Source organism: Dictyobacter vulcani, assembly GCF_008974265.1.
In the GTDB taxonomy this organism is placed as follows: Bacteria; Chloroflexota; Ktedonobacteria; order Ktedonobacterales; family Ktedonobacteraceae; genus Dictyobacter; species Dictyobacter vulcani.
This window is the reverse complement of record NZ_BKZW01000003.1, coordinates 407,784-427,779: the sequence shown is the minus strand read 5'-3', so window position 1 is coordinate 427,779 and position 19,996 is coordinate 407,784. Positions and strand designations below refer to the sequence as shown.

The 19,996-nt window shown below is 50.8% G+C and carries 15 protein-coding genes and 1 pseudogene; 5 read left to right on the top strand and 11 right to left on the bottom strand.

Features of this window, described 5'->3' with window-relative positions; genetic code table 11:
• Positions 1 to 51: 51 nt before the first annotated feature.
• Both KDW_RS26030 and KDW_RS26025 read right to left on the bottom strand, forming a co-directional pair.
• Entirely contained in the window at positions 52 to 432 is a 381-nt protein-coding gene (locus KDW_RS26030; protein WP_151758841.1) for a hypothetical protein, read from the bottom strand.
• A complete protein-coding gene (locus KDW_RS26025; protein WP_151758840.1) occupies positions 429 to 755 on the bottom strand; it encodes a hypothetical protein in 327 nt (108 codons plus the stop codon). The genes KDW_RS26030 and KDW_RS26025 overlap by 4 nt, the downstream gene beginning before the upstream one ends.
• Before the next feature lie 394 nt (positions 756 to 1,149).
• Here KDW_RS26025 and KDW_RS32005 point away from each other — a divergent pair, with 394 nt between their 5' ends.
• The 3 genes from KDW_RS32005 to KDW_RS26015 all read left to right on the top strand — a co-directional run bounded on the left by KDW_RS32005 (position 1,150) and on the right by KDW_RS26015 (position 2,234).
• Complete coding sequence (locus tag KDW_RS32005) at positions 1,150 to 1,302, top strand: hypothetical protein (protein ID WP_162005617.1); 153 nt, start codon at positions 1,150 to 1,152, stop codon at positions 1,300 to 1,302.
• A gap of 313 nt (positions 1,303 to 1,615) precedes the next feature.
• The gene (locus KDW_RS26020; RefSeq protein ID WP_151758839.1) at positions 1,616 to 1,855 is read left to right on the top strand and encodes a hypothetical protein; all 240 of its coding nucleotides are present in this window, start codon (positions 1,616 to 1,618) and stop codon (positions 1,853 to 1,855) included.
• A 13-nt stretch (positions 1,856 to 1,868) separates the two neighbouring features.
• The gene (locus KDW_RS26015; protein ID WP_151758838.1) at positions 1,869 to 2,234 is read left to right on the top strand and encodes a hypothetical protein; all 366 of its coding nucleotides are present in this window, start codon (positions 1,869 to 1,871) and stop codon (positions 2,232 to 2,234) included.
• 81 nt (positions 2,235 to 2,315) lie between these two features.
• Here KDW_RS26015 and KDW_RS26010 read toward each other — a convergent pair whose 3' ends face one another.
• The 5 genes and pseudogenes from KDW_RS26010 to KDW_RS34305 form a co-directional block, all read right to left on the bottom strand.
• Positions 2,316 to 3,986: an acetate--CoA ligase gene (locus tag KDW_RS26010; RefSeq protein ID WP_151759080.1), complete on the bottom strand. Its 1,671-nt coding sequence runs from the start codon at positions 3,984 to 3,986 to the stop codon at positions 2,316 to 2,318.
• A gap of 195 nt (positions 3,987 to 4,181) precedes the next feature.
• Positions 4,182 to 4,340 carry a hypothetical protein gene (locus KDW_RS32000; RefSeq protein WP_162005616.1) on the bottom strand — a complete coding sequence of 53 codons (159 nt, stop codon included), beginning with the start codon at positions 4,338 to 4,340 and terminating at the stop codon, positions 4,182 to 4,184.
• A 36-nt stretch (positions 4,341 to 4,376) separates the two neighbouring features.
• A complete protein-coding gene (locus tag KDW_RS26005; RefSeq protein ID WP_233097914.1) occupies positions 4,377 to 5,891 on the bottom strand; it encodes a zinc ribbon domain-containing protein in 1,515 nt (504 codons plus the stop codon).
• A gap of 26 nt (positions 5,892 to 5,917) precedes the next feature.
• A complete protein-coding gene (tnpA, locus tag KDW_RS26000; RefSeq protein WP_151755659.1) occupies positions 5,918 to 6,328 on the bottom strand; it encodes an IS200/IS605 family transposase in 411 nt (136 codons plus the stop codon).
• A gap of 131 nt (positions 6,329 to 6,459) precedes the next feature.
• Positions 6,460 to 7,110, bottom strand: a pseudogene (locus KDW_RS34305) (thioesterase family protein); the annotation flags it as partial.
• 166 nt (positions 7,111 to 7,276) lie between these two features.
• Here KDW_RS34305 and ilvA point away from each other — a divergent pair.
• Positions 7,277 to 8,587 (top strand): threonine ammonia-lyase, encoded by a 1,311-nt coding sequence (gene ilvA / locus KDW_RS25990; RefSeq protein WP_151758836.1) that lies wholly within the window; start codon positions 7,277 to 7,279, stop codon positions 8,585 to 8,587.
• A 120-nt stretch (positions 8,588 to 8,707) separates the two neighbouring features.
• Positions 8,708 to 9,301: a hypothetical protein gene (locus KDW_RS25985; protein ID WP_151758835.1), complete on the top strand. Its 594-nt coding sequence runs from the start codon at positions 8,708 to 8,710 to the stop codon at positions 9,299 to 9,301.
• A gap of 415 nt (positions 9,302 to 9,716) precedes the next feature.
• Here the strand turns inward: KDW_RS25985 and KDW_RS25980 are convergent, their stop codons facing one another.
• The 4 genes from KDW_RS25980 to KDW_RS25965 form a co-directional block, all read right to left on the bottom strand.
• The gene (locus tag KDW_RS25980; protein ID WP_151758834.1) at positions 9,717 to 11,141 is read right to left on the bottom strand and encodes a spinster family MFS transporter; all 1,425 of its coding nucleotides are present in this window, start codon (positions 11,139 to 11,141) and stop codon (positions 9,717 to 9,719) included.
• Between the two features lie 361 nt (positions 11,142 to 11,502).
• Positions 11,503 to 12,687 carry a S53 family peptidase gene (locus KDW_RS25975; RefSeq protein WP_162005615.1) on the bottom strand — a complete coding sequence of 395 codons (1,185 nt, stop codon included), beginning with the start codon at positions 12,685 to 12,687 and terminating at the stop codon, positions 11,503 to 11,505.
• Between the two features lie 422 nt (positions 12,688 to 13,109).
• Positions 13,110 to 19,073 carry an SDR family NAD(P)-dependent oxidoreductase gene (locus tag KDW_RS25970; protein WP_162005614.1) on the bottom strand — a complete coding sequence of 1,988 codons (5,964 nt, stop codon included), beginning with the start codon at positions 19,071 to 19,073 and terminating at the stop codon, positions 13,110 to 13,112.
• A complete protein-coding gene (locus tag KDW_RS25965) occupies positions 19,048 to 19,740 on the bottom strand; it encodes a beta-ketoacyl synthase N-terminal-like domain-containing protein (protein ID WP_151758831.1) in 693 nt (230 codons plus the stop codon). The genes KDW_RS25970 and KDW_RS25965 overlap by 26 nt, the downstream gene beginning before the upstream one ends.
• Positions 19,741 to 19,996 lie beyond the last annotated feature (256 nt).

Sequence of the window (19,996 nt, the reverse complement as noted above, 5' to 3'; positions counted from 1 at the left end):
GGAAATCCCTCCACCCTTCTCTTATCCATCAGTCCAGGCTGCTCAAACAGGCTATTCTGCTGGCTCACGTTCAGCTTTCCACCTGGCACTCATATCCTGAGCTTCTACGTATATATCTTCCGCATCTTCCCGCAGGCAGGCAATGGTCTTCTTCATTTGCAGGCTACCTATCACTGCCCACTGCTCTAACTGTTCGACCACTTCTTCGGCCTTTTCCAGGGCAGGTCGCTCCGTTGGCATGCGCTTTGTCTGACTGGTCGAGACCGACGCTGGCAGATCCATGCGAACAGCTTCCTGGCGAAACGTTTGGGCCGTTTGCTGACAATACAGCCTGGCCAGACCCAGCCAGTTCCCTAGCTGTCCACCTGCCTGTATCAGCATCTGCTCGGCTCGCTCGGTGGTTAATGGATTTCCTTCTCGGATCTGTGTCATGCAGGCTTCCCTCCTGCTTTCTCCGTTTTTGTAGTGGTTTTCTGCGCTGAAGTAGTCACCATTTCAGGCTTCATACCTGCTTCCTTCCTTTGCGCTGAATAAGGAGTTTCTTCATCAGCATGTACAGCTGCTCCCTCGGCTTGCTTAACCCCCTGACGAATGCTGTTAGCAAAGGCGGTGGCCACGTTACCGGCGGTAAGGATGCCAGCCACACCATAGACAAGCCCCTTGCGCATAACTTTGCGGGCGCGCGGCGAGCAAAGTGCGGCGGTCACCGCAGCCGTCACGGCAATTTCAGGTTCTACAAAATCTTCAAATTCCATATCATTACTCTTTTCTTTCAATCATGTGGTATTCGCTGCTGTTTTTTAAAGGATACGGACTGGCTTGCCGGTGTTTCAGTGCTCGAAAGGGCCAGTAACGTGTCTTATAGAACCAGTCTACCAGTAACTACAAATATCCATCCCACTCGCCATCTCATATCCCGGCCCCTGAAAAAGGCATTAAAAAATCCCACCTGCGATTATGATGCACCTTCAGAATGTGCATCCAGAGCTATGACTGAAAATATTTTTCGCATGCAAAATAACATCTACTTAAAACTGACTTAACAATTGGAGGATAAACTCGCGAGTAACCGGAGAGATGTATATCGGAAAAGACGTTCATAGATAATGTATTAGACACATCGCTTGATTATACAAAAGGAGCTGATAAATGATTTGGAGTATCATTTCAGAAATACTTATAAATATTCTTATTGATCTGCTGGTAGGTGTATTTGTGAAACTGGCAATGGCGGCATTCTCTGCTATTTCCAATACGCTTTCAATGCAAATTCGCTCCTCTCAGCTCGACCTCGCTTATTAAACTACTACAGATAGCTCATCATCAGGTTCTATTCTGAATAAAAGGGGCCCTGGCTGCTTTCAGGGTCCCGGAGCCATCCTCAGTTGCTACGTGCTAACAGTCACCCAGGCTCGCGGCTATAAATATCCTCTATCACGCCTTCAACGGTGTATCTTTTGCTGCCAGATGTTCGTATGGGCATTATCAGTTTGATCATCCAAAGAGAATTCCATTTTTGGATATGGCAACGCTAAAACAATCAGGAGATTTGTACCGGTTTGTCGATTGGAATAGTAAACTCATTGTTCATTCCAATGAAAGGAAAAGGCATACCATGGAATTTGAGGATTATCTAGAACCTGAAATTGCCGTGACGGCTGCAATAGCTGCTGCCATCTTCTCACCACGTGCCCGCAAAGTCATACGCAAAGGGCTCGTCTATGGCACAGCTGGAGTTTTAATAGCAAAGGATAAACTTACATCTTTTACGAGCAGTGTAAGCCAGGGTTTCCAACAGTCTGGCGCTACCGCTGAGAACCAATCCATATCTGAACCAGTGACGACCACTGATTAGGAGGACACCGCTGATGGGCTATGTACCTGGACCATCGGAGACGACCAGTGATGGGCATCTCCTCAATCGTATGGGAGAGAGCATCGGTACTTTTGCCGCTCGCTCTGGTCAGCGCGTTCAACGCCTCAATATCCATATTCGCCCCAGGGGAGGCCCGCACATGAATAAAACGCGGGAAGGGGCTCGGGTAACGTCTGGGGAAGCACAAACGTTGCCATTGGAAAAAGCCGAAGCCGTAATTGATACCATGCAGCAGCGGATTGCGCTTATCGCCTCTGTCGTCGACCTACAATCTCGTCGCGCTGCGGCACGGGTCCGCGAAGCAACCGAGGATATGCTGGCAGAAGCACGTCAGATACGTGATACAAAACGCAGATAGGGCAATGGATTGCCCTATCTGCTGAACGGATATGCAGGGCTGGCTTCAAGGACTCATTCCTGCTATTCCTTTAGCCAGAAGCTATTGCCGGGATTTCTTCTGGCGCTCCCGCTCCCGTAACTCGATACGCCGAATCTTTCCGGAGATCGTTTTAGGTACAGCATCCACAAACTCGATCTCGCGGGGATATTTGTATGGGGCGGTGACACGCTTGACATGTTCTTGTAATTCGCTGGCCAGTTCGGGTGTGGCATTATATCCTGGTGCCAGGATCACGTAGGCCTTCACAACCTCACCACGCAACTCATCTGGACTGGCCACCACGGCTGATTCCGCCACAGCAGGATGCTCTTTTAAAGCGCTCTCAACCTCAAAAGGTCCGATCCGGTAGCCAGCGGAAATAATAACATCATCGGCCCGACCCACAAACCAGAGATACCCATCCTCATCCTTGTAGGCCCGATCACCGGTAATATACCAATCGCCACGAATACTGGCAGCGGTGGCTTCGGGACTACGCCAGTACTCTTTGAACATCCATTTGGGTCGCTCAGGCTTGATACGCACAGCGATATCGCCCTCTGTATTTACGGGCAGTTCCTGTGCGTTGTCATCAATGACACTGACCTCGAAACCAGGTGATGGCTTCCCCATCGAGCCCGGTTTAATCGTCAACGAAGGAAAGTTCGCACACAGGAGCACGGTCTCCGTCTGCCCATACCCATCCCGAATGGTCAGGCCGGTATGCTGTTCCCAGGTACGAATCACTTCTGGATTCAAGGGTTCACCAGCACCAACACAGTGACGCAATGCTTGCGGTGCGTGTGCCTTTAAATATTGCATGGGTTCGTCTAATACCAGCATCCGATAAATAGTGGGAGGAGCACAGAGGGTTGAGATCGGATATGTATGCAGCATATCAATCGTTTCAAGCGGATTGAATTTGCCACGGCTATCCTGAATAAACATGGCCGCCCCCATAAGCCAGGGACCAAATAGGTTGCTCCAGGCCGCCTTGGCCCAGCCAAGCTCGCTCACATTCCAATGTAGATCGTCCTCATGCAGGTCCAACCAGTATTTGCCGGTAATAGTATGGCCAAGCGGATAACTGGTGTGGGTATGCAGCACCATTTTAGGATATCCCACGGTACCAGAGGTAAAATAAATCAGGCATGGATCATCACTGCTGAGTTCAGGTGCATGATACTCGGGCGTGGCACTGGTAAGCTCAGATCTATAATCGGTCCAATATGACTGGACTGGAGCGGTATTTTGATCATTAACCAGAATAGTATGCTGAAGCGTAGCACACTGTGTGCGCACCTGATCCACTTTTTGCATACCTTCGCTATCGGTGATAATGCCGTGTACCTCGGCAATGTCTGCCCGATATTGAATGTCCTGAGGCGTCAGGAGGGTCGTGCAGGGGATAGCGATGGCACCAATTTTCATTAAGCCCAGGATACATTCCCACCATTCAGGCAAACGCGGAAGCATCACCAGGACACGATCGCCTTTTTGAATGCCCAGTTGTAGAAAGAGGTGCGCGGCCCGACTGGAACGGTCCGCGAACTCATGAAAGGTAATCGATCGTTCTTCTCCCAGAGGTCCAACCCAGAGCATTGCCCGTTTCTCAACATCCTGCGCCCATTTGCCAATCACGTCCACCGCAAAATTAAAGTGATCCGGCACGTTCAATTGAAACTGACGCCTTTCGACTTCATAGTCGAGCATATGTGGATTGTTCGCCATAGCCATAGTACAAGCTCCTTACTCGGCTTCCTATTCAAACAATACAAACAACAGCGTTTGAAATGTCTATCATGTATAAAGTGCGTTGCAATGGGCTGGACATAGGAAGGAACGCATCGCGTAGCTGCCAGTATTTTTCATCACGAATGTACACGATTGCTTTCTACTAGCATACCACGAAATTCACAGCTAAAATCAGGCTTGTTGGGCACCTGCCTGCCAGAGCCAGCGCGACCAGGCACGAGCTAAAACAACATTACCACGCAAAATCTGCTGATAGCGCACAAAAGTTTCTCCGGGGACAGGAGTGGAGTGACACTCCGCACGCCCTGAAGGGGCGGCGGCTTCTTCCACTCCTGCGTACGCCACTGTTCGAGATAGATAGCGTTGCTACAACTCACTGAACAGAGGTAATGGGCGAGGAATAGCTGAGGGCGCCACCATCCTGGCGTGATCCTCATGGGCGGTGCCATGCCCCTTGCCCGTTCCGTGCCTCCGTGCTCGGCGGCGCGATGGGCCACCTTTGCTGTTGGCGTCTTGGGAACGGACAACACCTGATGATTTCTCATCCCTCTCTCCTGGACCCAGGAGAGGAGCGCGAGGCTTTTCCTGATGGTGAGCACGTGTACGCAAGCGCTGACCAATGACCAGGCTCGCATTGCGATCGGCATGACCCTTCATGCCACACGCAGGACACCAGGCCAATGGTGCCCCAGGGGTGTAGCCTGCTGGCTCGGGCCCCTGCTTGGCATGGTAGCGCACAATCAGGCCATGACAACGGGCGCATTCGCGGCTCGTGTTGCGCGGGTTCACCCGACTCGTGATCATGCCCTCGTTCCACGCTTTATATTTGGCATTGGTGAATATACGCCCCTTCATCCAGAAGGCTCGTTTGCTGTTCCCTCGGCGACTGTAGCGGCCTTTTTGCGGCTTCAGCTTGCCCAGATGTTCAAATACCAGCACACTCGCCTGATGCTGACGAGCAAAGTGGACAATGCGCGCACTGATCAGGTGCGCGACCTGCTCGTCCACATGACGGATTTTCTTCCATAATGCCACATTATCGGGTTCGTTTTCGGCCAGGATACCCGTCTTACGACGGTTGCGGGCGATACGACCAAGCAGCCACTTCCTACGGCCATTTACGCGTTTGCCGCCACTGAGAAAGGTGGTGGCAACGGTCGAGCCGTCGGCTGTTTGGATGGTACAGACCGCCAGATGATGGTCGAGATTGAGATCAATGGCACAGATGCGTGTCTGGGCATGAGCCAGTTGCACAGCCACCTTCCCCGGACTGGTGAAGGTCTTTTCGACCGGGGTATGCAACCGCCAATGTGAGCCATGGCGAACCAGCGACGGACTCCCGGGCTCATAGCCATCGGGCAGGTCACGGCTCAAGAGCCGAACGTTGACCCAGATCCACCTCGCCCCTGTCCAGAGCTTGAGAAGAATGGAGGACGCAGTGCGCCTTTTCCACTGGCCCTTGTAGAACGTCGGCGACCGATTCCAGGTCCGCGGGGGAACCGGTGGGTGCTCGGTGAAACGCTTCTTTTTGAGGGCCGCTTTCTCTTTGCGCGCACGCCACTTCTGCAAGCTCGTCTCAAAGGCGTGGGCGGAGCCAAGAGCCGCGTGAATAGCGGCACGGCGAAAGAGGGCAGGAACCTGAGGAGCAATGGCATCGAGCGGCATCACCGGATCGGGGTTCTCTTCCGTCGCATGGGTCAATGTCTCAAGGGCATGCAAGGCTCTGTGTGAGGAAAGCAACAGCACCTGCTCGTGAGCTGTAATGACCTCAAAGTAGAAGGAAGCCACTGTGTTGAACAATGCCTGGGTGGTCGTAAACCAGGCAGCATACCGGGATGGATACTGCATTGCTTGTGTGATGGTTTTCGTTGCCTTTGCCATGCGATGACTCCCTCCCTTCCTCCCCGCTAGATTCCTTTTTGCGCATTGATATAGTGTTGAATGGTCTCAGCACTCACTGCACCAGCCGTGCTGGCAAAATAGGAACGGGTCCAGGTCGAAGGCATTTTCTTCATGATAGGGGCGAACTCCCTTCGTAAATGAAAGGACGTGATGCCCTTAAGTTCTTTCACCACATCAGCGGCACTTTCAGAAGGCCAGACGCGGATAAAAAGATGAATATGGTCAGGTTGAATCGCCAGGGTGAGAATACTCCACCCTTTTTCCAGACATTTCTCTTCGAGTATCTGTTGACACCGTTCTTTGATGGGACCCGTAAGAATGGCTTTGCGACGACGAGGACACCAGATGAGATGATACACAATAAGATGGACGCGGTGCTCGTCACGCTGATACTGCAATGTACTCGTCTTTTCCATTGTTGCAGTATACAGGAGAAAAGACGATATTGCAACAAGCGAGGGCTAAAGCCCACGAGAAACCCGCCTATCCGCCTGGGTTCAAACCACAGCGGCTTGCGGCGGGTTACGCTTATGTCAAACCAGGTTTTGATGGTTAACTTCTCGCCCAGGAGAGCACTTTCGAGATATTCGATATCATATTGTAAGGCATTGAGCACAGCATTATCAGAGGTAATACCTGCTCTGGTATAGCTTTCCCAGGCGGCGTTATCTAATACCTCAACATATGCTGCATTATTCATATGCCGCATCAGATCGACGTCGGAGAAGCGCACAACGACTTCAGCAATCTCAGGATCGCTTTCGGGAAAGGCTGGAAAAGCGGGCTCAGGCTGGGGCGCAACCGGACCATCGGGCAACCAGATCTCGGCTGTTCCTGCGGGCATGCGCGACGGACGGCCACGCTTATCCACATAGACCCAGAGTGATCGGGCGGTAATCACCGGCTCATCCTGGCCGGCACCAGCAATTCTGGCTTCATAACCACGTTGAGCAGTAATACGACTAAAACTCATCCCATAGGTCTGCATTTCCAGGCGTGTATGCATCTGGACAGGAGCAGCAAAATTGATGACGGTTCGCTTAATAATCCAATAGCCATCCCCAGGCAGTTGTATATCTTCAGCGTCCAGCGCAGCAATATCTTGCGTATAACGGAGAAAGGCGGTTGGCGTCAGGTGTCCATAGCAATCGCCTTCATCATAACGAGCAGTATAAGTATGATTATATTGGCGTCTCATTAGAAATTTGATAGTCCCTTCTTTTCATTGCTTTGATTATAAGCCACAATAGCAGCCGCAGGCAAAGAGCCTTGCGATCTGATAAAATAAAACTGGCTAAAGCGCTGTCGCTTGCCTCCTATTTTATTACAGAAGACGCGACTCATTTGAGAGGACTTGTATTTATATGGCACAGGATAAGACAAATACGACTATCAAAGCTACAGATAATCTCCACACTGAGGTGGCTAACCAGCATGAGGATATGCACGTTCATCCTCCTGTGGCATTCGCAGATATCTGGCAGGCCAATCAATTTTTAAGGCTGTTGATTGAGCATACCCCATTGGTACATTCACGCGTGCTCAGTGATCTGACACAGGCTACTATTCATCTTAAATTTGAGCAAATGCAGCTTGGTGGCTCCTTTAAGGTGCGTGGCGCGACCTATAAGCTTTCTCGCCTGACCGAAGAACAACGTAAGGCGGGTGTGATTACGGCTTCTGCCGGTAACCATGCTCAGGGCGTGGCAATCGCAGCATCCCAATTACAGGTACCCTGCACCATTGTCGTCCCTGAAAATGCACCCCTGACCAAGGTAACAGCGACACAAAGCTTTGGCGCACAGGTCATCCTGTCTGGCGCGACCTATGATGATGCGGTGCAGCATGCCCTGGAGCTACAAAAAGCATCGGGAGCCATCTATATTCCAGCCTTTGACGATATTGATATCGTTACTGGTCAGGCCACCCTCGGTCTGGAAATGCTCAATGAGTTACCAGAAGCGGATACGATTGTGGTACCCATTGGTGGAGGGGGCTTGATCTCTGGTATTGCCCTGGCGGCCCGTGCACTTAAGCCATCAATTCGAATTATCGGGGTAGAGGCTGCTGGCGCGGCCAGTATGCGCGCTTCCCTGAATGCAGGAAAACTACAAACCTTACCTGCAATTGCCACGATTGCCGATGGCATCGCGATTAAACGGCCAGGTAAAATCACCTTTCCAATTATTCAGCAACTGGTTGATGATGTCGTACTGGTCAAGGATGAAGAGATTATTCATGCAGCCCTGCTCTTGATGGAGCGCCACAAGATTCTGGTCGAGGGAGCGGGAGCCGCCGGCGTGGCTGCGCTGCTGAATGGTACGATCGACCTGAAGAATCGACGTGTGCTGACACCTATTACCGGTGGGAACATTGATATTAATCTACTGGGACGCTTCACGGAACATGGTCTGGTCAGCGCAAGCCGCTATTTCGCCATTCATGCCAGCCTGGCCGATCGTCCTGGTGAACTGGCCAATATGCTCAATATCATTGCTGCCATGCGAGTCAATATTATTGATGTCCATTATCAGCGTGTCTCCAGCCAGATACCATTCATGCAACATGAGGCGGTCATCACGGTAGAGACCCGCCATCGAACCCAGTGTGACGAACTGCTCCTCAGTCTACGCACCGCAGGCTATAAAGTTGAGGAGGCGCAGGCAATCCACTAAAGCGCGAACACACTATAATGAGATATATACCACTATCAAACCATGCTTGCGCCCTGAAATGGGCGCTCGCATTCTTTCTATACTTGAAAACCTGTTTCTAGCAAGGAGAGAAGGAACACCTTGTCAGCACCATCAAATCCCGATTTTGAACAATATCGCCGCAGACTACTGCATCGGAAACGGTATTATCCTATTTATGGACTCCTACTCTTGATTACTGGCGGCTTAGGCCTGCTGGGATTGATCTCTAGCTTCCTGGATAATCCAGGCTCACTGCAGCCTACGCAATCCACAGGATTACTCCATGACGCGCTCTTGCTGACTTTTCTGGCACTGACTATTGCTGGAATTGTGCTGATTATACGTGCCTATAAAGCGCCTGACAATACTGAGATCCAGCGCTATCGACGGAGAGAACGACAACGCTTATTTTTGCAAGCCAACGGTCGCTCTCTGCCCTGGTGGAGTCATCTCATCATCCGCGTGCTGATCGTGCTGGTTGGTCTAGTATTTTTTAGTGGAGCCATTCTCGTATTTTTCAATTTCGGTCCAGGTGCCTGGGACGGCTGGATTTATCTCCTGGTCAGCATCTTTTTAATCAGCCTGGTCAGCTATTTTATCCCACGCGAGCTACGAAAACTGCCCACCATGAGTGCTGAAGCCCTGGCTCGCAACTTGATCGCAGGCGAGGCCACCGGAGATGAAGACATATAGTAGCGGCAACCTTTAAGGCTGCGACCAGTCGTACCGGCAGCCTTTACGGCTAATACGTTTCACTTAAGGATTGAATGGCTGAAATGATAGCATGACGGTGAAGGAACACCTTCTCAAAGGATCAAGAGGGGTAAAACGTGTAGGTTCGACCCTTTGGGTCGATTCGGTTGCCTCCACGCTACCCTCACCTCCGCAGGATCACGCAAGTGAAAAAGCGGTGAAGCAAGGCGTGAAGAGGCTTGCTCATGGTCAAGCAAGGATATCATGCAGGCACGAATCGACCCAAAGGGTCAAACCTACCTGTTCGCTTTTCTTGATCCTTTGAAGTCACTGGGCCTCTGATCGGCTTAGATGCTTTCGTCAATCTCGTCCAGAAAAAGGCTTACGTGAAAAGTATTAGCCTTTACGGCTGCCGCTACAGGGGTTGCTCGCCAGCTTTTTCGGCTTCCAGGGCTGCATCTACGTCTTTTTTCATCCAACGCGCTCCAAAAATTCCTACAAGTCCAGCAATAACAAGTGCTGGTGTACAGGTGATCAATAGCGCCTGGCCTAACTCGCGACCCGCTACGTTATGCAGAAAATGCTGGCCGTGGGTAGGATCAAAGTTGGTCGCCATGACACCAATCAGGGCTGGCGCAAAGGCATCGCCGAGCATGTGCGCGAATAGTACGGAGACAGCGATGGAGGATGAGCGCAACCATGAGGGAACTACATCTTGCGTGGCGGCGGTACAGGGACCACCGTAGATGGCCAGCAGAAACACAGTGAGAAATAAGAAAATAGTGAAGACGGTGAAGTCTTGTGCCAGCACTGCCACTACAAAGGCTGGGGCACCCACCAGAAAGCTGAGTCCACTGACCAGGACGCGTGCACCTGCAAAATGCCGTTCCAGCCGATCCGCGAAAAATCCGCCTGATAGATTGCCAAGGATACCAGCCAGAATGATCACACCACCTGAGTAAATACCAGTAAATGCCTGGCTCAGGTGAAAGGTGTCTCCTTGCTGTAGAAACAGTGGCAGATAGGTGACGTTGGCACTAAGTACAAAGAAGGCAAAGGTCTGCACCACAATCAGTACGAGCAGGGTCTTGATATGTAACAACTGCCAGCATTGTTTGAGGATAGCAGATAGACTGGCGGTTGGACGCGCCGGTAAAGGGAGAATCTCTTTTTCCAGGGTAGGCAAGGTACCCTGTTCTGCCAGCAGCATTGCCTCTTCATCAGCCTGATTGCGCCGTGGCTCACGCATACGCCAGACCAGAAATGCCGCCAGCAGACCGGGCAAGGCCGCAACCAGAAATGCCTGCCGCCAGAGTCCCCTGGCACCCAGCACACCACCTACCGCGAAGCCAATAAAAATACCGGTGTATTGCGCCACTCCCCAGACACTCATCACGCGGGCACGCTGATCACGACGAAAATAATCGCTGAGTAAGGCGGTTCCAGCCGGATAATATCCGGCTTCACCAATACCAAGAATCATACGCGATAGAAAGATCAGCACAAAACTTGAGGCCAGTGAGGTCCAGGCGGTAGCAATACTCCACACAGCAACGCAGAAGGCCGCAACATTTTTACGCGGCGCCTGATCCGCCCATAAGCCCAATGGAATCGTGGCCACGGCATAGACAATTAAAAAGGCCGAAGCAATATAACCTACCTGATCCAGTGACAAATGCAAATCTTTAGCAATAGCATTTGAGGCTCCAGTAAAAATATTGCGATCCACATAATTGAGCAAATTGATTATACAAAAGAGGATAAATACATAGCGGGGATAGCGTGAACGTGAAGTTGCCTGTTTAGTAGCTAGCTCTGGAGTAGATGAGAGCTCCTTCATAGTCTACCTCCGGGTAGGATTATTTCAAGTAGATACAATCAGCAAGGGGCACCACCTCTACCATAACATACTTATAGATAGATTGTATATATGCAATCCACATTCTAAGAATTTTTAGCTTCTTCACTGAGCTATCAGTCAGGGTAGTATCTGCTTTTCATGATCTGTGTCTATATGTTTTCGTACCTTCAGTCACACGCGGGCACTAAAGTACCCATTATTCTAGTAATGTGTGATGAAAAACACTGCGCCTCGCGCAGTATTTTTCATCACACATAAATATTTTTGAACGTCGCAGGCGCACCCTCTAGAAAGGATACATGGAAAGCAGAAGCAGACACATGCAACAGGGGGACAGTTTTTATGGTTTGAGGGATATTGCCCGGGCTTTGCTCATGGCGTTGACATTGGCGACAAAGTTCCTGGGGGTGCCAAGACCAGTGACATAATCGTAGCCAGGACGCGCGGTACAGTAAAAACCACACTTGCCATTGGTGCCAGAGGTAATGTCTTTGAATGAATTGGGCTCAACTTTCGCCAGACCATAAAGCAGTTCGTTCGTGATGGGTTTATCAACCAGAGCAGCAATGCCGGTCCAGATAGGAGATGAGACACTGGTCCCTGTCTCCCCCTGCCAGCGTCCCATTTCATAAATGCTCATTGGCGTGCCGCCAACAGCCGCGACATCAGGATTGCCACGATCGCCTTTGGCCTGAGGAATACCATAGCTTTGCTGATAATCCGGTTCTGGATAAAGTTTGCTGAGTCCACCACCAGAACCGGCCCAGGCGGTCTCATTCGTACCATTGACAACTGTACCACCCACGGCGATTACGCCTGGATAGACAGATGGTGGTGTGATATTACCATAGCCCTCATCCCCAGAAGCAGCAAACATGGCTACATGATTGGGATTATCATCGTACAGAGCTTCAAAGCGTTTACCATTCCCCTCAAAACCATAACTCATATTGATTGATCTCAATCCAGGCTTTTTAATAATATTATTTGGACCACTGGCAATAGAGGTATTATCGGTTCTCATGATATACAACAGAATTTTTGCTCTGGGTGCAACGGCATGCATAATTTCCACATCCAGAATACCTTCAGCAGGATCATCGCCCTTAGGGATATAGCTGTTGCCTTGATTCTGGATTGTCAGACAGCCGCTGGCAACTGTACATTGGGGCAGACCAAAACGTTTGCTGTAACCATTCAGGTCGGTCTCCATGGTTGGAATAGAGCCATCAATCACTTCTGCAATTAACTGGCCTTGACCACCATCCTTGCCGGGCAAATTATACAGCTTCCACAGATCTTGCGGAGTCAGGCCAAAAGAAGAAGAGGCAGTCATTTTCATATGCTTTAATGTGGCGAGATTCAGAGTCGTGTGGGTACGTGGCCTGCTATATTTACCAACACCAAACCATGGCAGTTCAGGACGATTAATCATACGTAAAACAGCAACAGGTACGAGTAGCAATATCAATACAATCAACAATACATTCGCAATGCGAATATTGCTCTTTTTAAGTTTATACATAGATATTCGTTGATTAAACCTCGTCGATGAAGTGCTTCTGTCATCGCTATATTTGTTCTTACGTAGAATCAACATGGCAACCTCTTGTCAGTATTGGCGAGTTTCCAGCGCTATATCGAGCAGCAACCTTCTGCCTGGCATCAATATGAAAGGTAAAACGCTTGTATAGACTCTCAGCTAAACAGTACATTGCGCATAATACATTCATTCCCTACCAGCCCCATCACCTCTTTATGAAAGCTTGCTTATTGTTGGGAAAAGCATAGCATGAAATCAATTGAAACATATTGAAACACAAATAAACGTAGCCATAATAGGCTATAAATGACATGGCCAACCTGTAAATATTGGCACGTACCTGAGGAATATAAACTCTCTCAGGTACGTGCCAATATCCTTCAGCCTTTATGGCAACGAGTTGCTTAGCGCTTCATGGCCTGTACATGCGGTTCTGCTGCATCCTCATCACGCTCACTGGCAAGCTGCGGTTTGTCAGTGGCGGTCTTGCTTGTTAGTTCGCCTGATAAGAATGCGGTTAGTTGTTGAATGGTGATACCTTGCAATAAGAGCACCACAGGAACAGTAATCGCGGTATCGGACTCGATCTGGTTTTTCAGTTCCACGGCCATCAATGAATCAATGCCCAGGGTATGCAATGGACGTTGAACATCGAGTTTGGCCGCCGGGATGCGTAAGATACGCGCCGTATGCTCGCTCAGATAGGTCTGTAGTAGTTCCGCTCGTTCGGCCTCTGTCGCTGCCAGTAACAATTCTACCGCCAGCTTCTTCTGCTCCTGTCCTGTTTCAGTCGTTCCAGCATGGCCTGCCTCACTTTCCAGCAGGTGCGCAAACATGGCGGAAGTGCTGACCGATGGATAAAATTGCTGCCACTGTACAACGTCAAAGGGCATCGCGCCGACCTGCTCTTTCTGACTGCGCAGCAACAAAGCCAGCGCCTCCAGACCCTGGTGTGGCGGAATACTCATGATGCCGCGCTGTGCCAGACGGCCACCCCGATTGGCTTGCGCCGCCGCCAGGCCAACTTCCGACCAGGCTCCCCAGTTGATACTCAGGGCGAGCAATCCCAGGGCTTTGCGATGATGAGCCAGAGCATCCAGGAAGGCATTGGCCGCCGAGTAATTCCCCTGACCTGGTAGACCAATCAAGGACGCAGTCGAGGAGAAGAGGACAAAGAAATCTAATGGGAGTTCTCTCGTTAGCTGATGCAGGTTCCAGGCTCCTTGAATCTTGGGGGCCATTACCGATTGCAAACGCTCTACATCAGTTTGCAAGAGAATACCATCCCTGAGGATGGCGGCCGCATGCAAGATACCACGCAATGGTGGCATCGAGGCTTTGATCTGGCTCAGGACCTCGGCTACCTGGGAAGCCTGCGTCATATCAGCCCGCGCTACCAGGATATCAATATCCTGCTCCTTAAGAGCTGCCAGCAACTGTCTGGCATCCGTAGAAGGAGCACTGCGACCAACCAGGACAAAGTGCCGTGCCCCCTGCTCCACCATCCATTGAACGATGGTAAGGCCAAGTCCACCCAGACCACCAGTAATCAGGTAGCTGCTATAGGCGTTGAACAGAGCAGTATCCAGATCCGTATGGTCAGAGGCTTCAGCAGGAACTGCGTCAAATGAAATGGCGATTTTTCCAATGTGTTTGGCCTGAGCAAGGAAGCGGAAGGCTTCCACCGTCTCGACCAGCGGAAATTCGCGCGTTGGCAATGGTACAAAAGTATGTGTCTCAAATTTATGCAGGATCTCGTGCAGCAAGGGCAACATACGTTGAGGCCGCTCGCGCAAGAGCAACGAGATATCGATAGCCGAGAAAGACAGGTTCCGTTCAAACGGGGAGAGACTCAATTGATTATTGAGCTGGATATCTTTTTTACCAAGTTCCAGGAAGCGACCATGGTTGGCCAGCAAGGCAAAGCTTCTGGTCAGGGCTTCTCCAGCCAGAGAGTTCAGGACAACATCAACGCCCGCGCCATCTGTGATGGCCATAATTTCATCGGCGAAACTAAGGGAGCGCGAATCCAGCACATGCTCAATGCCCAGGTCACGTAAAAATTGCCGCTTCTCTGGACTACCGGCCGTAGCGAAAATTTCGGCCCCGATCCGTTGGGCGATCTGCACAGCGGCCAGGCCCACGCCTCCACTGGCGGCATGGATCAGGATACGCTCGCCCTTCATCAGGCGTCCCACATGCTCAAGAGCATAGTAGGCAGTCAAAAACACAATCGGCGTGGTGGCGGCTTCCGCGAAGTTGAGTTGGCGTGGTTTAGGCAGTACAAACTCAGCGGACTTGATCACAAAACGACTGAAGCACGCCGGTGCGCCGACCGCAATTACCTCATCGCCGATCTGGAAACCTTCCACTCCCTCACCCAGAGCCGTAATCCGGCCAGCACACTCATGACCAAAGTGGACCGCCCCATTTTGATAATCCAGCATTCCAAGCGCAAACAGTACATCTTTAAAGTTCAGTCCAGCAGCTTTGACCTGGATCTCGATCTCTCCTTTAGCAGGTTGGGGTCGAGAGGCAACGCCGAGGCGCAGATTATCCAGGCTCCCAGGAGCAGGCACGTCAATACGACAGGGCTTTTCCTCATACAGCAAAGGATTATCGGCAGTAAAAGCATACGACGATGGACGCGTATGCAGACTGGCAGGCTCAACTTTGCCGAGACGGGCGACATAACGCTGCTTTCCACGCAGCGCTATTTGATCCTCGGGATCGTTAGAGTAGATGCTCTGGAATAAGGCCTGGATCTCGGTCAGACGAATCTTTGTACTCAAATCAACTCGGGCACAGCGCAATTCGGGATGTTCATAGACGATGGTTCTTCCAAGTCCCCATAGGGGTGCCTGGGCCACGGCAATAGTCTGGTCTGACGAGCCAATAGCTTGCACACCGTTGGTAATTAACCAGAGGCGCGGTACCTGTGGCCAGTGAAGCGGCTCTATGGCCTGGATGATATGTAAAGTACTGGCGCAGCCCAGGATTTCTGCGTCTTTCAACTGTGTCGACGATGTGTGAAGGGATGGAACTGCTTCCAGGCTCCAAAAGTGCAGGATACCATGACATGGAGGCAGGTCGGACGCGTGTATCGCTGCAAAGAAGCGTTGAAATTCTTCTGGCCGTGCAGGATGGAGTCGATAGTGTGCCAGTGGCGCCAGTTCCTGATAATCCTCACCAGGATAAACAAGCACCACATCATCTCCCGACATCTCTAAAAACTCAGCAATCTGCTGTGCCACACCAATACGATCAGCAAAGATCAACCAGCTACCTTTATCATGGGCGACCACACGCTCGCTTGTTTGCTCCTCCGGCTTTTCCATGGTGTCCTGCCATTGAATCTCATACAACCAATCAGTGATCTCAGTTGCATCTTCGGTAGAGGTATCACCAGTCAGCTGTTGCAGACAGACACCACTCGCCTCCAGGATCAGTTGTCCTGCTTCATCCAGAACTTGCCAGGACAACTTGAACTGATTGGCATTATCTGTCTGTTCCAGTTCTACTCGAGCATGACTCCACACGTCCGAGCGTACCTGCTGATAGACCTGAAGGTGCTCAATGCCAATCGGCACAATCGGAGCGCTTGTCTCATCATTGTTCAATACATGCTGTGGCAATGCCTCCAGGACAGCTTGCAGACAGGCATCAAACAATGCGGGATGAAATTGATATTTATCAATACTGGCGCGAAGAACCGACGGAATTTGGATCTGGCAGAGCGCTTCGTCCTCTCCTTGCCAGACCTGCTCGATACCCTGGAAACCGGGGCCATATTCAAGTCCCTGACGTTCCATGCTACGATAATGTTGTTCTCCGACATAAAGATCAGAGCATTCTTTCTGGATACGCTCCAGACTTACCACATCAATATTTGTCGATATTTGAGCCTGTCGACTCAGGAGTAGCGTACCTTTAACGTGCAGTTCCCATTGACTATGGGTAGCAGAACTTTCACCTTGCAGACTAAAAAACTGGAAAGATGCCAGTCCGGGCATGGCTGGCGCGATGATAAGCTGGACATGCTGACTGCCATCATCGGGCAGGAACAGCGCCTTCTTGAAGACAATATCCTCGAGCGCACAATAATCTTCGCCAAAAATCTCTTTGGCGGCGGCTAATACACACTCAAGATAAGCTGTCGCCGGTAGGACAGCTCTGCCCTGGATACGATGGTCGGTCAGATACGGGAAGAGCGCGCAGCTCAGATCAAACTCCCACACATACTCACCTGGACGAGCGGCTGAGGTAAAGCAGGGACCCCCAAGGAGATGCATGCTGGTTTTTCTGGCCCGCGCCAGGCTGGTCCGTGTCGATGTACTTTGCGGTCCACTCTCCGTCTCATACTCGCTCAGCCAGTAGCGTTCGCGCAACCATTGATAAGTGGGTAGCGTCACAAACTGACCACGCGTAGCATAAAATGCGGACCAGTCGGCAGAAATGCCCCGAATATAGAGCTCTCCAAGCGACTGGAGCATAATCGAGCGCTCATCCATATCACGACGTAAGGAACAAAGCGCAACACCATCCACTTTTTCTACTTCCAGGGCTTTTTGCACAGCAGTCATCAGAATGGGATGTGGGCTGATCTCCAGGAAGATGCTATAGCCATCCTGAAGTAAACGTTGTACGGTCGGAAAGAAGAGCACCGGCTGACGCAGATTCTGGGTCCAGTAGAAAGCATCCAGCGACTGGTCCGCAGTGAGTGGAGCACCTGTGACGGTCGAGTAGAAAGGTAGCACTGCTGCATGTGATTGTATATTCACCAGCGACTGCTGTAATTCAGTCAGCAATGGATCCATCTGCGGACTGTGAGAGGCGACATCAACCTTAATCAAGCTACAATAAATTTTTTGTTCCTGGAGCTTATGCATCAACTGCTCAATCGCCGCCACATCGCCAGACAAGACCGTTGATTTTGGTCCATTGCTGGTGGCAATTGAGATCTGATTTTCAGAGCCAACCAGCCACTTCTGCGCTTCATCCAGGGTCAGATCAACGACAGCCATACAACCTTTACCGGATACGCGCTTCAAGAGTTGACTGCGCTGACAGATAATCTGAAGCGCGTCTTGCATACTCAATGCGCCCGAAACAGCGGCTGCGGCCAGTTCTCCCATACTATGGCCAATCACCGCATCCGGCTGAATTCCCCAGGCTTTCCAGACAGCGGCCAGTCCGATTTGGATCGCCATCAGGGTAGGCTGCACAATATCAATCCGGTTCAGGATCAATGGATCTTCATTGGTGGTCAGGATCTCCAATAAAGACCAATCCACGTAAGGACGCATCAGCGTCTCACATTGCTGAAGTGTCTCCAGGAAAACAGGTTCCTGTTCCAGCAAACGCTGTCCCATCTTTAACCACTGTGAACCCTGCCCGGGAAAGACATAGACAATTTTAGGTTTGCGTGCTGGAATCGCACCACTGACGATGCCCTGTTGATTTTCGGATTGGCTGAAGACTTGCAACTGTTCTACCAGATGGTCTTTGCTCTGCGCGAATATGGCCAGACGCTGATCATGATGGCTCCGACGACAACTGGCGGTATAACAAATATCCGCCAGCGTCGGAAGAGTGGTCCCGCTGGCTGCCATAAGTTCTGTCTGATAGGCATGCGCCAGTTCAGTCAGAGACTCGGAGGTCTTAGCGGAAAGCGTAAACAATTGCGACAGTTGAGGCTCTTCGCTGCTTTCCTGCTGCGTCATCTGCGCTAATAGCGGCACCTGTTCCAATACCATGTGGGCATTGGTCGCTGAAATGCCAAAGCTACTCACCCCAGCCAGGGCGGGACGGCCATCGCGCTGCTGATAGTGCTCAATCTGTTGCGGAACACGTAGGTTGAGTTCCTGTAACGGCAGATCAGGATGTGGCTGCTGCAAATGTAAGTTAGGTGGAATCACACCATGCTTGAGCGACAGAGCAACCTTGATCAGACCAGCGATGCCAGCGGCCCCTTCACTATGTCCAATATTCGTTTTCACCGAACCAATCAAACAGGGATGCTCGGGTGAACGCTGTTCCCCACAGATGCGCCCGATCGCCGTAACCTCTACCCGATCACCAACGATCGTACCAGTTCCATGTGTTTCGATATACTGTACCTGTTCAGGAGCCACGCCAGCATCCTGATAAGCTTTACGCAGAACATCCTCTTGCGACTTCAATCCTGGCGTCACCAGCAGTCCACTGGTACGTCCATCATTATTCACCGCGCTACCACGAATCACACAATAAATAGGATCCCGATCAGCCAACGCCTGAGAAAAAGGTTTCAAGATCACAGTGCCTACACCGTCGCTACGCACAAAGCCATCGGCACGCGCATCAATCAAAGGTCTTACAGTGACCATCGGGAGAAAGCAGACCCATCTTGGAAAAGCCGAGTCCTTGTTCCGGCTCCAGGACCAGATTGGTGCCTCCTGCCACGGCCATGGAACTCTCGCCATTCCAGATACTCTGACAGGCCAGGTGTACAGCCACCAGTGAGGAGGAACAGGCCGTATCGATCGTCATGCTTGGTCCCTGGAGATCCAGGATATAAGACAGGCGGCCTGAAGCCACAGCGCGTGAGCAGCCCGTCATCATATAGAGATCAACATTCTCGCGATCTTCAAATGCTAAATCTTCATAGTCATTGGTCGACATACCAATAAAGACGCCTGTACTAGACCCGATCAGTTTCTCGGCGGGCACACCAGCATCCTCAAGCGCTTCCCAGGCTACTTCTAACAACAAACGCTGCTGCGGATCCATGCGTGCTGCTTCACGAGGAGAGATGCCAAAAAAATAAGGATCAAACTGATCCACATCCTCAAGAAAGCCTCCCCACCGTGTAATCAGTTTGCCAGCAGATCCAGGAGTCGGATCATACACTGCATCTACATCAAAGCGCTCAGCTGGTATTTCCTTAATAGCATCAGTGCCCTCAAGGAGGAGTTGCCAGAAGGCTTTAAGATTTTTGGCTCCTGGAAAACGACATCCCATACCTACAATAGCGATAGGCTCTTTTACTGACACGTCAGTTTCTCCTTTTAAGGCCGAATCAATTATGCAAAGAATGTAAAACACTTAACAAGTTTGCTACATTTCTTGCAACAATATGCGTATGGTAAAAATTATAACCATCATACAAGGTAATTACCAGAGCGTCACAATGTATCATCCCAAAATAAACACATGTTTTTGCAAAGATATGTGTTTATAGACATGCAATGTGTAATGCAAAAGATGCATTAACATGACTTTGACAGTTAAGTGCAAAACATTTTTACAG

Excerpts from the sequence above, each read along its gene's own strand:
- ilvA (WP_151758836.1), top strand. The coding sequence starts at position 7,277 with ATGGCACAGGATAAGACAAATACGACTATCAAAGCTACAGATAATCTC.
- KDW_RS32005 (WP_162005617.1), top strand. The coding sequence starts at position 1,150 with ATGATTTGGAGTATCATTTCAGAAATACTTATAAATATTCTTATTGAT.
- KDW_RS26025 (WP_151758840.1), bottom strand. The coding sequence starts at position 755 with ATGGAATTTGAAGATTTTGTAGAACCTGAAATTGCCGTGACGGCTGCG.
- KDW_RS26010 (WP_151759080.1), bottom strand. The coding sequence starts at position 3,986 with ATGGCGAACAATCCACATATGCTCGACTATGAAGTCGAAAGGCGTCAG.
- KDW_RS25980 (WP_151758834.1), bottom strand. The coding sequence starts at position 11,141 with ATGAAGGAGCTCTCATCTACTCCAGAGCTAGCTACTAAACAGGCAACT.
- KDW_RS25970 (WP_162005614.1), bottom strand. The coding sequence starts at position 19,073 with ATGGTCACTGTAAGACCTTTGATTGATGCGCGTGCCGATGGCTTTGTG.
- KDW_RS26015 (WP_151758838.1), top strand. The coding sequence starts at position 1,869 with ATGGGCTATGTACCTGGACCATCGGAGACGACCAGTGATGGGCATCTC.
- KDW_RS26020 (WP_151758839.1), top strand. The coding sequence starts at position 1,616 with ATGGAATTTGAGGATTATCTAGAACCTGAAATTGCCGTGACGGCTGCA.
- tnpA (WP_151755659.1), bottom strand. The coding sequence starts at position 6,328 with ATGGAAAAGACGAGTACATTGCAGTATCAGCGTGACGAGCACCGCGTC.
- KDW_RS25975 (WP_162005615.1), bottom strand. The coding sequence starts at position 12,687 with ATGTATAAACTTAAAAAGAGCAATATTCGCATTGCGAATGTATTGTTG.
- KDW_RS26030 (WP_151758841.1), bottom strand. The coding sequence starts at position 432 with ATGACACAGATCCGAGAAGGAAATCCATTAACCACCGAGCGAGCCGAG.
- KDW_RS26005 (WP_233097914.1), bottom strand. The coding sequence starts at position 5,891 with ATGGCAAAGGCAACGAAAACCATCACACAAGCAATGCAGTATCCATCC.